This window comes from Pseudoalteromonas sp. DL2-H2.2, from assembly GCF_021532535.1.
GTDB classification, from domain to species: Bacteria; Pseudomonadota; Gammaproteobacteria; order Enterobacterales; family Alteromonadaceae; genus Pseudoalteromonas; species Pseudoalteromonas rubra_A.
In genome coordinates, this window is record NZ_JAKGBD010000007.1 from 185,260 (window position 1) to 200,287 (window position 15,028).

A 15,028-nucleotide genomic window follows, 5' to 3' on the forward strand; every position below is an offset into this window, starting at 1 on the left:
CTACCCTATCTCAAACGATGTTACGCCAAACGTTTGGTCTACGCCTATATCAGGCATTTCTTGCGTATACATACGTGCTGTATCAAACACCGGAGTCATATTGAGCTTTTGAGCAAGCTCATCCGCCGCTGAATGACATGCAGGTACGTCCAGAAATACCGCACAATCATCCGCAACTTGTGAGCTCAATGCGCCAATTATTGCCTCAGCCTGCTGGGTATTCTGGGCAAACAAAGGACCAATTTTATAGCCTTCCCGACACTGCCTGATAATCCCAGCACCCTGCAATTCTCCGTCTATCAGCACACCAACAGACTTTGCATTACTCTGTGTCAGCCAGGCATGCCAAAAGCCGGTCCTTTGTGCCGGGAAAAACGGCTCAAAAAATTGCGTTATTGTACTGAACGGTAAGGCATCGAGGTCTTCTAAGTCTAACGCACTTTGAACGGCCAATTTGTGACTGCAGCCCTGATAGCGACGATTTGAATAAGCCAGAGAAAAACCGGACTTTTTATAGTTTTCCTGCTGTTCAACCACACCGTCCAGGCCAATATTACATCCGGCCAGTCTGGTCATAGCAGCCTGCCATATTTCCAATCCAAAACCCTGTCCTCTATATTCAGGCTTTACTATGTAAAATCCGATAAACCCGAATGCGTCATCATATTTGACGGCCGAGATGACTGCGATTGGTTCATCATTCAACAAGCCAATCAGAAACCCTTCTGGGTCGGCCTGATAGTAGCTTTGCGCATCTTCAAGCCCCGGGTTCCAGCCTTCCTGCGCAGCCCACTCGATTGCCAGGTCGACCTCGTCACGAGTCATAGTGCGGATTGTATAGGTGTTACTCATAAATTAGCTCCTTGATGTGAACCCACATCTGACTTACGGATATACCCGCACTATAGCGAGCCTGAGAGGAAAAGGAAGTCCGATTAGCTGGGAGCGCATTCTGTCTCTCATTCATGTTTACATGCCATTTCTTTTACAGGCCTCTGTTATCAACGTATTTATCATCGCCTTTCTATCTTGGCTATTTTCGATGACTGAGATTGCCCATGAGCAGCCCGAAAGTTCAAAGTGGACTTTCCAGTTCGGCCAGGCTAACAGTTCTTCCAGTGTATAACTTCGTCCGCCCCCGGTGTCTGCAATCCCCCCTCCTATCGACTGACTGATAGCAAAGAGCTTTTCATTGAAAGGCGTTATAGACACAGAAAAAACATGATGCCTTGGATGACGATCCGTCGGTGCCTGATTTCTGCAACAAAGCCCGAGCCACTGTTTTTCAAGCAATTCAGGCTCTATTCGCTTTGAATTAAGAAACAGATAGTCCGCGTCCAGCTCACCACCAAATTCTAAGGATACTTTTTCTGGCGTAAACGTAAATTTCTTTGCGTTACGGGGATAGTCAAGCGCTTCCCAGCCAAAAGTCTCCCTGGGGATACTTAAGCTAAGCACGCGATACTCGTTATCTGGAAATTGTACAATCAAGTCCCCTGACTCATTGGGTGTTATACTCACAATCCGTTTGGTTATCGTTCTTGAAGCAACAGACAGGGTTGTAAGTTCATTGTTTGGCTTTGGCTGAGACTGCCTGGAAAACCCCTTTTCCATGACCAATAAGATGACTAACCCTGCCATAGCGATAACAAATGCGACTAGCAAATTTTCTCCTTATTAGATTCTACTGGCAGCACATTAGCCCAAGCTGGTCATTTGCCTGTGCGCGAGATAATCCTAGCTACTTATACCGCTGAGGAAACATTTTTCTTATTATGATGCCTGACCATAGATTTGCGTCGATTTCTCTGTGCCTGATTGCGTGGCGATTTACAACATACATAATATCCATAATCAGCGCAGAAAAAGCGCCAGGGTTTCTGGAAAACTCTGTCTGCGCTTTTTCACAGTCACTATACACAGACTGAAATAATGGATTGTGTTTTAATTTTCTGGCAAGAGTTTCGTCATAGCCCAGCATGATAGTCGGCTTCTTGTTTTCGTCTTTGGTTGCCTGAGCATTTTGCTCAAATTTAGGTCGCTGAGCTTGCCTCTTAAACAATGTGACCACAAAGTAGACCAAAAACGCAAAGAGCATAACCGACATATAAACCTGTATATAGCTCACAACTCCCCCTTATTACCAGACATAAAAATAACCATACCATAGATACAACCACCACATGAACGAGTTGCCATCAGTGAGCCTTTTACTAACCCACTGACGCATCCCATCACCGCAACAAATGAGGTCATCAAGCGCTTTTGCGTATTAGCTGTGTTGCGCCCTGTTGGCCTGTAACCCAGGGTAAGGAAAGCAAAGCAATCATAAGCAGCAGGCCGAGCGTTATATTGGTCAACATGCCGCCTATGATAACAACCGCCAAACCTTGGTATATATCGGAGCTCGTCGCGCCAGGCAGTAGCAAGGGCATCATGCCCACAATACTGGTCAGCGTACTTAACAGAATCGCTCTCTTTCTATGTGTGATAGCGCTGCTAATGGCTTCGATTCGGGATGCAGACAAAGCCAAATTATCCATAAAGGAAGACACCAATAGGATGCCATTATTGATCACCAATCCCATCAGCATGATGAAGCCAATGATGGTGATCATATCCAGGTTTTGATACCGAATTAGGCCAAATAAATACACGGCTAACAGGCCACCTGCCATTGAAATTGGCAAGCTGAGCATCACCACAAGCGTTGCTTTAACGGACTTAATAAACCACCAAATCAAACCGAATAAGATCACAATTGAGATAGCCAATATCTGCGCAAATTCGCTCATGAATGTGCCCATATCATCGGTGCTGCCTCGGTATTGTACAGCGACATCAATAATTTGTTTTTGCTCGAAAAAGTCCGCAACATGGCCTTTGAGAATGGTGATAAACTTGCCAATTGGCATTGTCTCTGGGGCTTCAATATACAGCGAAGCGACCTGCTCGCTGTTAACTCGCATGATCAATGAATCCGTTGGCTTCATTGCCCCTTGCGTTAATTCACCTAACCTTCGCAAGTTACCATCGGGAGTGATCACCTGACGACTCAGCAAGTCATCAACTGATGTCACCTCACGACCTTTAACATAGGCAGCAACTGCCCGGCCTTGGTTAAAGTAATCACCAATGTAATACCCATAACTCATGGCGACTAAGTAGTTATTAAGTTGCTGAACACTCATGTCTACAAATGCCAGTTTCTCTTTTTCTGGCGTGAACTCAATCACTACATCGCTTTTGACAATTTCACTATTCTCAAAGACTTCGGCACCTTGCAACTTTTCAGTTAAGTACGCCATGAGTTCAACACCGACACGGGTTAAGGTCGACAGCTCAGGGCCAACTAAATCAACTTCAATGGCTCTGTGGTTAGGTAGAGCAAGTTCAAGTAGTGCTTCTTTTCCAGCGCTACCACTGACCCCTACAATCGATGCGAGGATCTTGCTATTCAGCCAGTCATCATAAATCTCAACGGGAATATTCTTATTTGTGGCAAAATTCAAGAAACAACCTCTGGCAACACAGCGTTGCGTGAAATAATCAAATTCCGGTGCCGTATTATTTTCGATGGAGCTCAGAATGGCTTTATTGATAGGGCCTGCCACTTGGCGCTCGATGGCTCTGGCCGATAAGTTCTTTTCAAATCGAACAAACGCAGTCACATCTCTCACCTGCGGGTTTGGCAGAACATCGAGTTCAGGTCTGAAAAACATCACCGAACACACAGTGAAAAGCACACCAAGTACAATATACCCCATCGCCAAAGCGGGATTGCTAAATAGAGTCACAAACTTGTATGACTTTGCCTCTTGCGATTTAATTTCATATCGATTCTCAATATTGAATGCGGTGCACAGAGCAGGCAGTACATAGAGTGAGTAAACCAAAGAAGCCATTAACGCAATTGAAATCACAAAAGCGAGATCTTCAAACAACTGCCCCTCTTTTGAGCTCATCAGCACGATTGGGATAAAGATTAAAACACTGGTCAATGTTGAAGAGATCAGTGCAGAGCGTACTCTCATCAAGCCTTTATACATATGTTCAAAACTGAATTTTCGCTTTAATTCTCGTTGAATACTTTCGATGGTGATGATGGAGGCATCCACTATCAGCCCCACGGATAAGGAGATCCCGGCTAACGAAATCAAATGCAATTGTTTATCCGCAATCCACATCGCAATGAAAACAATCGACAGAGAGAATGGCACACTGGCAAACACCAATCCAATCGACGGCACATTGCGAATAAACGCAAAGATAGCGATGCAAGCCAACGCCAGGCCAAGCATTGAACTGAACGAAATGAACTTGATCGAATCGATAATAGCCAGTGAGTTATCCATGCGCAGATCCACTCTAAAGCCACTTCTTTTTTCGAGTTTTTGGTTCATTTCCACCAGCTTCTCTTTCACCAAACTGATCGTTTCAAGTACATCAACGTCGTTAGTCGGCTGGATAAAGAAAAACATGGCAGATCTGCCGTTATAGGAAGTAGGCAGCCACTCTTCGTCCTCGATGATTTCCGTGGTGGCAACGTCTTTAACGCGTACTAGCTGTTGCCCGTTCGCTTTGATGATCACTTCACCAAGTTGCGCGAGCTTTTCTTCTCCTTTAAACACCATCTGATAAGCGCGTTTACCAAGGTGTAGCTTGTCTCCCGACTGGTCATACAACTCATCCAGTGCGGTAATTACCTCATCGATCGTCACATTGTTGTGTACTAATTTTTGTTCATCAAACAGGATATTTAAGCGTAAGCGAGTACTTTGATTCGGCACCTTGACCGCTGCAACCCCTTTAATTCCGATAAGCGCCGGTTCTACTTCATCTTTGAAGACTTCAATAAAGTCTACGGTAGGCACATCGTCGCGAGCATGAAGAAAAAACGACGCCAAAGTTGAACTGGCACCGTTACTAAAGTCAAAGATCAAAGGTTTAGGCGCTTCCAAAGGCCAATTGGGCACTTGGTTTACTTTAGTTTGGATCTCCGAATAGGCTTTGGCCATATCCGTGTTACTGTGAAAAGTGACGCTTGTCCAGGATTGACCCTTTTCGACCCAGGACACGGTACTCTTCACGTTAGCTATCCCTGCTAACTCTCTTTCTAGTGGTATTATCAGAGACTTTTCAACTTCGCTGATCGACTTCCCGGGCCAGGTGACTGCCAGGCCTATCTCTGGCAACTTCATTTCGGGCAATAGCACTTTAGCAACCCGCTGTGAGCTCATAATGCCAATGGCTAAGCACAGGGCCGCAATAAATAAGATAGGCACCTGATATTTTTTTAACGCATTCATTAACTAATTTGCCCCACTACAAAGTACTGTTCACAAGTTCAACCATTTCGCCGTCAGACAACATGTTGGCGCCCCGCACGACTAAACGCATACCATGGGTTAAGGCACCAGAAACCGTCGTCCTGGCATTAAATGACGTACCCTGGACCATGTTTACTTCAATGCGCGATGCAGACTTGTTATCATCAATCGCCCAAACATAGGAACTGCCATCCAAGTTAAAATTCAAAGCGTCGGCAGAGATACGAAATAACTTCTGCTGCGTGGTATGCACCATTTCAACACTTAAACGCTGACCAACATCGAGCGCTGAACCGTCTGGCTCGTTAAGGTAAATTCGCTTACTCTGGGTGTTTGTATTGACCACGTTACTCACTCTCTTGAGTTTGAGTGGTTGGCGGTTATATGAGAAGCTAGCCTGCTCATAGGTGCCATGAGTGGCAAATGAAAGCGGCATATCACACACGACTTCGTTATCACTCAATGGGCTTAATTGTGCAACCGGCTCTCCGCGACTCACAAACTGACCCAATTTGCTTAAGTGACGTTCTACTTCGAAATCCCCAGGTGCGCGCAATTGTGCTTTTTCACTATCCCGGGATAACCTTGCAATTTCACTCTCTGCCAAGGCGATTTCCGCCATACTGGTTTTAACCTGCCATTTGAGCCGGTGTAATTCTGAAGGAGAAACGTGCTCACCTTGGTTTTTACGGCGCTCATACTCACTTTGGTGGAATGCCAGGTCGTGTCGTCTTTGCTCTAGTTTAATTTGGTTTTTTTGTAGTTCATTTTGTACGTAGAAATTGTCCTGGCTCGCGACCAGTTGGTTTTTTTTGACCTGGCTGCCAACGGGCAAAATCGACGTTAACTCAGCATCAACCGCAGCAGATAACACAAAGGTCCGCTGCGACATAAATTCACATGATAGAGACGATATCGCCCCGTTTTCGACTTCCTCTGCTTGTTCCACAAAGACAGCCACCCCCTGGCCTTCTTCGGCAAAGATATTCATTGCGCTTAACAAACAGCAAATCAGTGTGATGCTTTGAAATTTCAAGGTTATAACTCCTTTTAAAATAAGGTCGATAGACATGTTTCAATATAGTCCTTTCGTAAATAGGCTCATCAGTTAGTCGTCGAGCAATCGTCAACATATGACGGTTAAATTAACTTCGCGCAGTCACTTTTATATTTGAGATTGCGGAACATCTGACTGCACTTCGGTTACTCGCTCTGAACAGTGGTAGCAAGTTCACTAGCGCTTTGCGACTACCAAAAGAAAATCAAACTCAGTCATGATGGTGTAAGTTGATGAAAAAGGATGAGAAAACTTGGCCATTAAATACCTCTATACTTGTTGTTTTTATACTTTAACGGTGCGTGAACTATACACAAACAAAATGATAAGTACATATTTAGACTACTAGAAACGCATTCACGTAAAGTGGCAAAAAGCTTTGGTAACAGCTGGTACGCTCGGTGAATTAAGTATGAGTTCCTCAGTTATTAGCCATCAGCCAATAGTATCAACCTAGCCCTGCCATTTTACGAATCAAAGGGTTGCAGCGTGGCATGTCCAACTATTTAAACTGACCAAACGTTATTCATCCATAATAGGGTCAACAGATGTAATCCACTGTAATTTAGTAAATGGCTAACCTTGACTATGGTTTAGCGCGACGAGCGGTAGAACCCAAATCAACGAGGAATTGAGATGAGCGAACAAATCCCAAATGACCAAACCAAAGCTGATCCCACATGGCGCATACGTAAATGGTCTGACGTTCAGGTTAGCGGTAAATGGTTGGCAACCCAGACCAGTAATAAAACCACAGATTTCATTACTCAGGGTAATACGCCTGGTAACGTCGGCATTTGCTTTTCAGGTGGCGGCTCCATAGCCATGATTGCAGCACTCGGTCAGATGCGCGCACTCAACGATATGGGGGTACTTGGTCAGGCGAGGGCAATTTCAACCGTATCTGGTGGCAGCTGGGCTGTTGTACCTTTTACTTATCTGCCCGATCACATCGACGATGCAACTTTTCTCGGCCCTTTTGTGGAAGATCCTTCCACGCTGACATTAAGTACTCTAGATTACGCACCATCGGGCTATCTCGGCACAACCGTCACTCTGGATGGCATTAAGTGGGATAACATGGCGTATTCGGCTGGAAAGTTATATGTTAACCCATACTTTCCAAACAACCGGATCTGGAATTATCAAATAGCAAAGAACATTCTGGAACCATCAGGACTGTCTTCCACTCATTTCGACGGACTTATGACGCCAGTCATAGAAACCGCATGGTTTGCGTATAATCAGGCAGATGCAACATACATAAAAGCACAGAACCCGGGGTTACCTGACACAGTGCACACATATCAGCAAAGTGAGGGGCGTATAAAACGACCGTTCCATTTGTGCAATACAGCTGCATTTATTACCCCGAATACAAACCCGCAAACCGGTGATATGCTGGCGCCCGTCCAGTGCACCGCTATCGCAACAGGCATCTTTTCTGACGACTTAGGTACTGTGGAAACGACGGCTACTGATTTACAACAGGTTGGTGGCGGCTTAGTGTCAAGTTATTGTTTTGACACTCAACTCACCTCCTCGGCTAAATCCAACATCAATGCCAAACTGCCCTTGAATAATGACAATCAGGTCTCAGCGTTTTCGCTGGCTGATATTACCGCCAATAGCAGCGCGTTTTTTGCAACGGCCATTCAAGGAATGGATGGCATAGATCCTAAATATAATTACTGGTCAGCGGCAGATGTTGCTGAGGAAAAGCCGGGTGTGGCTGCGCGCTTTGCCGATGGCGGTGGCATTGAAGACAATGGTATCGCCAACCTGCTTGCCTTTGAAGACATTGATCAGGTGCTGTCGTTCTCAAACGCCCTGCAAAGTGTTTACCGTGATCCGGATAACTCAGACAACAGCTGGAATATTGTGGTTGATATATGGCTGCCCACTTTATTTGGATATACCCCCTACCAACACACAGGTAATAAAGCAGGTCTGCCTATTGGCTATCATCAATATGGCAACCTCACTGAAGCCCAGTTACAGGGGCAAGGCATTCGTTACTTCAGACACAACCAGATATTTGACTCGGCACTTTTCCAGCCGTTTTTACAACAGCTATGGGATAGCATGGACAACTACACCAGGCCTGCGGTTTACTTCAACGACGCCATAGAGGTGATGGAAAATACCTGGTTTAACATTAAACCTCGCACCATTAAGTGGCTGTTGATCCACTATGGTCCGAATAAAACATTTGAAGCAACGCTAAAACCCGATGTAAGAGCCAAACTAGACTCATACACGGCGCACTTTTCAGACGTTCGGAAAAAACACCCGAAACTCTATCCGCCCACACCTTTGGCTGATCAGTTTCCCAATATGGTTTTATTTGCAACTCATATGGAAGCGCCCCTAATGAACCTGTTTGCTCACTTCACCAGCTATGCGACAAACAAAGAGCGTGACCGGATCCAGACGATGTTTAAATAGCCCTGAGACTTTTTGGCGGCCGACAGGCCGCTTTTGTTTCTATGTAACTTCTGGGTTTCGGGTATGCTTCTTACTATCCTCTTAACCTTAAAATCAGCTTATACACGCCAAAATAAACCAACCAGAATAGTAAAAAAGGTACAAATGCGAAGGCCAGTGTTCCGATCATAAGCCTTGATGGCTCAGTTGTGAAAAGACTTACCACGCTTAATGCCATCGCAATAATTGCAGGGGCTGGAAAAGAAAACGGAAACACCCAAATAAATGCTGGGCTAAAAAAGCAAGCTAACAGGCCACTTCGCAATGACATTTTGTTCTTTAAGCTAATATTTTCAGATTTCTTATAACCAACTAAGACAATCAGGCCAGCAATAACCATATAGGCTAAAGATAAAAATATCAGCATCCACATACAGGCTTATCCATGTTTGTCCTTAACTGTTTATATTTCATTACAACGCAGGTTGTATTTAGGCCTTGCAGCCGCCTGGTGTTAAGCCTGTGTATCTTACCTTAATTTACTTGCGCGGCAGAAATTCTGAGTTGTAAAAACACAGATACTTTATCTATTTTTGTATGGTAGTCAGTTAAGGTAGATGCTGCTTTGTAGAAGGTATTCAGCATATTCCCCTCTTCTTCTGTGCCTGTTGTGCGCAACTTAAGCTCCGGAATTGATGAAGGCGTCAGTATGATCTCAGCCAACACATCAAATGAAGTTTTACTCTCTTTGAACGAACTAGAAGATATGCTGCTTAATGCTTCCTGAAGTTCTTTTAATTTATCTAGTGAGATTTCTTCGTTAACATTTCCAAAGCTCTTCTGATAAATGAATTTTTCTATGCGAATATTTGGGGCAGGATATCTTTTGGCTTCAGGCAAAAACATTTCCATAGCGCTCAATTGGCACGGTTGTTCTTCTTCGCAAGCAAAAGCCAAGTTAAAGGTTGAAGCTAAAATAAAAAATACTGCAACACGCAATTCATACCTCCTATTACGATTAACTGTTTAGTGTGGTCGGTGGCTTACTAAAACAACCAGCATACGCCCAAATTATAAATAACTTTTTAGGAAAAAACCTATCACTATTAGGCCAATAGCTCAGTTGCCAACATCGCACTTTAGTCTCTGTAATCGCCGGTAATGGTAACTTCTTACAATTGCTCTACAGTTAACAAGACCGTCTCGATGTTGAAAGGAATTGTTATGCGCCCCCTAAAGTTTACTCTGCTCAGTGCAGCCATCACAACATTATTGGCCTGCTCTAGCGAACCTTCCGGCTCAGCTGACTCAAATAATACCGCCTCCAGCCAAGACCCGATGTTTTGCCCGGCAAATATTAATTGGGTTACCAACCCAAATAGTCCGCCCAGTGAAATCCCAGGCGGCGGGCAGAATTTGTGTCAGTTTTACCAGTTTTCATGGCAATGGTTTATTTCGTTGCTGAATGCACCCGATGGTAAAGAGCGTACTTTTTTAAACGAAGACCGCTATGCCATATATATTGGCGGTGGCCAGAACTCCTGTGCCCCCAATACCCTGCAGTCCAAATTGTTTGTCAGAGGTCCTAAAGACCCACATACCACAAACGAAGACTTCACCGCACCCCATGAGATGAATCAGGCTCTGAACAATGCGGTATTGTACGACCAGAACGGTAATATCGTATTATATGAAACCCGTTTTGATCGTGGCATGTGTAATGTCGCTCAAGGCTCAGCAACGCTGCCTGCGGGTACAACCGAAATCAAAACATCCTGGCGCAAGATCAGTGAAAAAGACAAACCAAACTATGTTTGGGTGCGCTCCGATACCAATAATAATGGCGAGCTAGATGCCGATGAAGTGTATGGCATGGTCGGTTTTCATTTAGTCATTAGTACCCCGAGTCACCCTGAGTTTATCTGGGCCACCTTTGAGCACAAATACAATGCACCGGATTGTCAAAAGGCAAACCAGCCTGTCTCGGACTGGAGCTTTGCCAGCGAGCAATGCACAGCATCCTTACCTTATCCGGACACGGGTTGTAACTTTAATAAAACCTTAGACCCAGACTCGAAAGGCGATTCACCACTTGAAGGCCCGCCAACTGAGGTTTGTCAGGTATACGCGCAAGGCACCGCAGAGGGGGATAACCAGGCCGAGCACAACCGCGCGAATATTATCTCGCTAAATGAGCAGCTGAATAACGTGTTTAAACGCATGCCAACCTATAATTCGCTACGAGTACTAGCCAAGTATGAATTGGTTGGTGGGCTGTGGCTGAACGATGTGGCCCAGCCCTCCAGCAATCGCGATAATCAACGAGGCTCTATCCAGCTTGCCAATACCACCATGGAAACCAATGCCCAGCAAGGGCGCAAGTTTAATGAGGTGATCTATACGGGCCCTGAAAACCTAACACCCGCAACAAACTGCTTTGATTGCCATGCATACTCGGGCCCCACCAAAAATGCCGGTGTGAGTCACATCTTTAACTACATACACGGTTCAACTAAGTAGCCTGCCTGAGCAGCTGGTAGCCTGAGTCATTCGGGCTACCTCTGTTAAATCAATAATATTTGTAAAAACATCGATTAACCTTGCGTTTTGTCTGTGTTTAAACTGAGATTTTATGTCTAAAATAGGGTAAATCTCTTAACATCCAATTGAGGAAAATCATGATTGAACAAGGACAAGCCTTACCCCAAGCGACATTGAGTGAGCTGACAGCAGATGGCATGGTGACACACCAAAGCGACAGCCTGTTCGCAGATAAGAAAGTCGTACTTTTTGCGGTCCCTGGTGCTTTCACACCGACCTGCTCTGCGGCTCATTTACCGGGCTTCGTAACACTTGCCGATAAAATCAAGGCCAAAGGCGTGGATATCATCGCGTGTGTGTCTGTGAATGATGCTTTCGTGATGAAAGCCTGGGGAGAGGCACACAATGCCAGCGAAATAATGATGCTGGGTGATGGCGACGCCAGTTTTACCAAAGCCCTTGGGTTGGAAATGGACACAGAAGGATTCGGTGGGATCCGCTCACAGCGCTATGCCATGATAGTTGACAATGGTGTTGTAACAACCCTGCTGGTTGAAGCGCCTAAAACCTTTGAGGTCAGCAAAGCAGAAGTGGTCCTGGAAAAACTATAAGCCGAGTTTTTAACCAAGGGAGTGTAAACTCAGCGAGTGTGAACTCAACGAGTGTGAACTCAGCGAGTCTTCAGCTCCCTCATTTTGGTCTTGCGAACAAGCCAATCTGCTGCCTCATTGTCTGTATCAGCTAATTCACATGTAAGGGAGTAACCTCGTGACAGTCAAATTTGAACGAGGATGGGATATCAAACACGCTCAGTCAATTGCTAAACTCTACGACCAAGCATTTGGTAGTAAGTTTTCTCATGCCATACCCGACAAAGCAAAGCGACTTGCCGTTCTGCAGAATTGTTTTATACCCAAGTACTCGTTCGTCGCACTGCATAATGACACGCCGATTGGGATCGCGGGATTTAGTGATGGCCATGGTGCGCTAACAGGCGGCCTGGGTATTATCGGGTTAATTAAACATTTGGGTCTACCGGGTGGTATACGTGCTGGCTTGCTGCTGAGCCTGTATGAACGCCAGCCCGATTTGAATGAACTGGTTATGGACGGGATCGCCGTTCAGGAGGCCTATCGTGGCCAGGGAATAGGTGCTCAGCTATTGGACTGTATTGTTACTCATGCCCAGAGACACAAGTATTCGTCAGTGCGCCTGGATGTCATAGACCGCAATGCCAGAGCAAGAAAACTCTATGAAGCTAAAGGGTTTGTCGCGGTTAAAACAGAGCATTTTCCTTATTTAAACTGGTTGCTCGGTTTTTCAGGCTCAACAACAATGCAGTTGAACCTGTCACCTGGTTGATATTAACCGACTAACTCAACGCTTAGCTACTGGGTGCTTTTAAAGACCAACAATCTCCCGCAGCGCCGCAACATGACCCAGATAAGCAAGTTCTCCATCACGGGTTAGAGACAACCAGGTACGCTGGCGAGCCAGACTGGTACGTTTGCTCAGCGTGATATAGCCGGCCTGCTCCAGCGCTTTGACATGCTTAGATAGCACCGAATCACTGACCGAAAGCTGTGCTTTTACAACAGAAAACTCCATTTCTGCGACGCTTTCAAGCAAGGCGCAGATCTGTAACCGGTTATGGGCATGGATCAGCGGATCAAAACACGCTTTAGCCATTATTTGTGTCCTGTGATATCCACTCGCCTGCAGGTAACTTGTGTAACCCTACACTACACAAAATCCCAATCAGTAAGCCTGCCAGATAAGCAAATTGCCAGCTCTCTTGCTGTGTAAGATGGTACCCCAACAGGACGATAAATGCGCTAAGCAGAGCCAGTGCAAGGTTACGGGCGGTGCTTTTAGAGTTATTGCCAAGCGGGCTTTTTACGCTAACACCCGAAAGCTTGAGATAAAAGGACAAGCCCACGACTAGCGCTATCAAGGCGGATGAAGTACTTAGCGCAAAGAAAGTCCAAAGACTGCTCTGACTGGCCTGTGCACTGGTAATGGTGGCGGCTGCGGCCAGTAAGCTTATTATTCCATTCAGCCAAACGGGTGGCCTGAGTAAAACAAGTGCCTGTCGTTTCGCCTTGCCCGACAGCGCCAAGGCAGCCCGTGCCGCATCCACATCTGCTTTAGTGTCTTTATTCATTGTCATTCCTTTACTTTCCATTGTGGAAACTAAAGACTAACAGTGACTTTCCATAATGGCAAGTGATGGGCGGTTAATTTGTGTGCTAAATTAGCCGCTCTCTTTTGCTGCTCTGTGCCACAGCTTTCGTAAAAACTTGCCAATTCAATTGGATGAGTAGCGAGCGTTCTGTTTTAACGCGCAATGATGGACACAATTTGCAGGATAAATTTTATTGATGTGATAAGGCGCTTAAATATCTCTAAACGCCTTTCACAGTGGAGATAGTTGATGTTCTATGGCTAACCTTTGAACCCTCGCTGCGACATAGGCTTGTGGTAAAGTATTAGCCAGGGAGCTGATTAATCGCCTATTCTTTGCCAATTAAAGACAGCAGCTGCTCCCCTGCCATAATGGCATTACTTTCACCCGCAAAGACGTTTCCGGCTTGCTTCTCTACAAAAACCTCATGCAGCCAGCTACTGATGTCTTTGTTAAACATCAGCAAAAATTCGATTGGAAACGAAGAGTTGGTAGCCTGAGCGTCAAGGCGTTCGGCGACTTCATCTATCATCAAGGCGCCATCGTTGAATTCAATACAAAAATAGAGCGTGTTGGCGAGCTCTTTATATAACCTGGCAACATTTTTAAATCGCGCCTCAGAATACCCATTGAGCTCTATGAGGCCCGTTTCAGATTCCAGCTCACTCAGTGCTCCAACGATTGATTCAACATCGTCTTCTTCAATCGGACTGTCTAACCAAAATTCCTCTGCACTCAGCGCCTGTTTATTAAGACGTTGGTCGGCCTCACCTGCGGACGCTTCATCCAGGTCAAAAAACAGTTCGTCAAATTTGTCTTCTTCCGGCTCCTGATAAGGAAAGGCATCCTGGAATAGCTCAACATTGTCTTTCAGTTTCAATCTGCCATTGAGCAATTTAGCACTTCTTTTTAGTGCCTTGAGCACCGAATCAGAACCGCTGCCAAAGCGACTTCCTTTGCCCAAAGAATCCAGATAAAACTGTTTGAACACTTCGGTAGAGTCGCGAATTTGCCTGACCAGACGACGCATGTTGGTCAAGTCTTTCTGTAGTGAAATATAATGAGTGACCTCACCGGCGTCGTTGGTGATCGCCGAGATGTTCCATTCTACCGGATACATGGAACCGTCTTTACGGTAATTCACCGACGAGCCATAAAAATAGCCATTTTTTTCCAGCGCCGGGCTGAGACGGGCCAGTACCCTGCGGTTGCTCTTTGGCCCTTGTAATATTGACGTCGACTGCCCCACCAACTCAGCAAGTTCGTAGCCAGTATGACGACAGAATACCTGGTTTGCGTACACAATACGGTAACCATGGTTACGATCCGCATCGGTTACCACAATGGCATGCTGAGAATTCATCAGGATTTGTTTGAGTAATTCAATTGGAGAGGAGTTCTCCATTAGCTGACCGAAAAACAAGGTTTCTTCCATTGACGGATCATGAGTATTCATTGGCAACTCGACTCTTATTTAATCTTAGATAT

Annotated in this window: 14 protein-coding genes; 4 read left to right on the forward strand and 10 right to left on the reverse strand. The window is 45.4% G+C overall.

What is annotated here, in order from left to right; all coding sequences use genetic code 11:
- The 5 genes from L1285_RS13910 to L1285_RS13930 form a co-directional block, all read right to left on the reverse strand.
- A complete protein-coding gene (locus tag L1285_RS13910; protein ID WP_235412816.1) occupies positions 1 to 852 on the reverse strand; it encodes a GNAT family N-acetyltransferase in 852 nt (283 codons plus the stop codon).
- Between the two features lie 117 nt (positions 853 to 969).
- Complete coding sequence (locus tag L1285_RS13915; protein WP_235412817.1) at positions 970 to 1,665, reverse strand: hypothetical protein; 696 nt, start codon at positions 1,663 to 1,665, stop codon at positions 970 to 972.
- Between the two features lie 76 nt (positions 1,666 to 1,741).
- Positions 1,742 to 2,128, reverse strand: a complete 387-nt coding sequence (locus L1285_RS13920; RefSeq protein ID WP_235412818.1) for a hypothetical protein — start codon at positions 2,126 to 2,128, stop codon at positions 1,742 to 1,744.
- A 127-nt stretch (positions 2,129 to 2,255) separates the two neighbouring features.
- Positions 2,256 to 5,309, reverse strand: coding sequence for an efflux RND transporter permease subunit (locus L1285_RS13925; RefSeq protein ID WP_235412819.1), 3,054 nt, complete (start codon positions 5,307 to 5,309; stop codon positions 2,256 to 2,258).
- A 16-nt stretch (positions 5,310 to 5,325) separates the two neighbouring features.
- Entirely contained in the window at positions 5,326 to 6,366 is a 1,041-nt protein-coding gene (locus L1285_RS13930) for an efflux RND transporter periplasmic adaptor subunit (protein ID WP_235412820.1), read from the reverse strand.
- 657 nt (positions 6,367 to 7,023) lie between these two features.
- On the opposite strand from L1285_RS13930, the gene L1285_RS13935 reads away from it, so the two are divergent.
- Positions 7,024 to 8,835: a hypothetical protein gene (locus L1285_RS13935; RefSeq protein ID WP_235412821.1), complete on the forward strand. Its 1,812-nt coding sequence runs from the start codon at positions 7,024 to 7,026 to the stop codon at positions 8,833 to 8,835.
- Positions 8,836 to 8,908: 73 nt separating this feature from the next.
- Here L1285_RS13935 and L1285_RS13940 read toward each other — a convergent pair whose 3' ends face one another.
- Together L1285_RS13940 and L1285_RS13945 are read right to left on the reverse strand one after the other, a co-directional pair.
- On the reverse strand, positions 8,909 to 9,247 hold the full coding sequence (locus tag L1285_RS13940; protein ID WP_046004461.1) for a hypothetical protein: 339 nt from the start codon (positions 9,245 to 9,247) through the stop codon (positions 8,909 to 8,911).
- A gap of 101 nt (positions 9,248 to 9,348) precedes the next feature.
- Positions 9,349 to 9,813 carry a hypothetical protein gene (locus L1285_RS13945; protein WP_235412822.1) on the reverse strand — a complete coding sequence of 155 codons (465 nt, stop codon included), beginning with the start codon at positions 9,811 to 9,813 and terminating at the stop codon, positions 9,349 to 9,351.
- Between the two features lie 225 nt (positions 9,814 to 10,038).
- On the opposite strand from L1285_RS13945, the gene L1285_RS13950 reads away from it, so the two are divergent.
- The 3 genes from L1285_RS13950 to L1285_RS13960 all read left to right on the forward strand — a co-directional run bounded on the left by L1285_RS13950 (position 10,039) and on the right by L1285_RS13960 (position 12,717).
- Positions 10,039 to 11,334, forward strand: coding sequence for a hypothetical protein (locus tag L1285_RS13950; protein WP_235412823.1), 1,296 nt, complete (start codon positions 10,039 to 10,041; stop codon positions 11,332 to 11,334).
- Between the two features lie 158 nt (positions 11,335 to 11,492).
- Complete coding sequence (locus L1285_RS13955; protein WP_235412824.1) at positions 11,493 to 11,966, forward strand: peroxiredoxin; 474 nt, start codon at positions 11,493 to 11,495, stop codon at positions 11,964 to 11,966.
- Between the two features lie 157 nt (positions 11,967 to 12,123).
- On the forward strand, positions 12,124 to 12,717 hold the full coding sequence (locus L1285_RS13960) for a GNAT family N-acetyltransferase (RefSeq protein WP_235412825.1): 594 nt from the start codon (positions 12,124 to 12,126) through the stop codon (positions 12,715 to 12,717).
- 39 nt (positions 12,718 to 12,756) lie between these two features.
- On the opposite strand, the gene L1285_RS13965 is transcribed toward L1285_RS13960, so the two are convergent.
- The 3 genes from L1285_RS13965 to L1285_RS13975 form a co-directional block, all read right to left on the reverse strand.
- Positions 12,757 to 13,044 carry a transcriptional regulator gene (locus L1285_RS13965; protein ID WP_046004466.1) on the reverse strand — a complete coding sequence of 96 codons (288 nt, stop codon included), beginning with the start codon at positions 13,042 to 13,044 and terminating at the stop codon, positions 12,757 to 12,759.
- Complete coding sequence (locus tag L1285_RS13970; RefSeq protein WP_235412826.1) at positions 13,037 to 13,519, reverse strand: hypothetical protein; 483 nt, start codon at positions 13,517 to 13,519, stop codon at positions 13,037 to 13,039. The genes L1285_RS13965 and L1285_RS13970 overlap by 8 nt, the downstream gene beginning before the upstream one ends.
- Positions 13,520 to 13,868: 349 nt before the next feature.
- Positions 13,869 to 14,996: a PAS domain-containing protein gene (locus tag L1285_RS13975; protein ID WP_235412827.1), complete on the reverse strand. Its 1,128-nt coding sequence runs from the start codon at positions 14,994 to 14,996 to the stop codon at positions 13,869 to 13,871.
- Between the last annotated feature and the right edge of the window lie 32 nt (positions 14,997 to 15,028).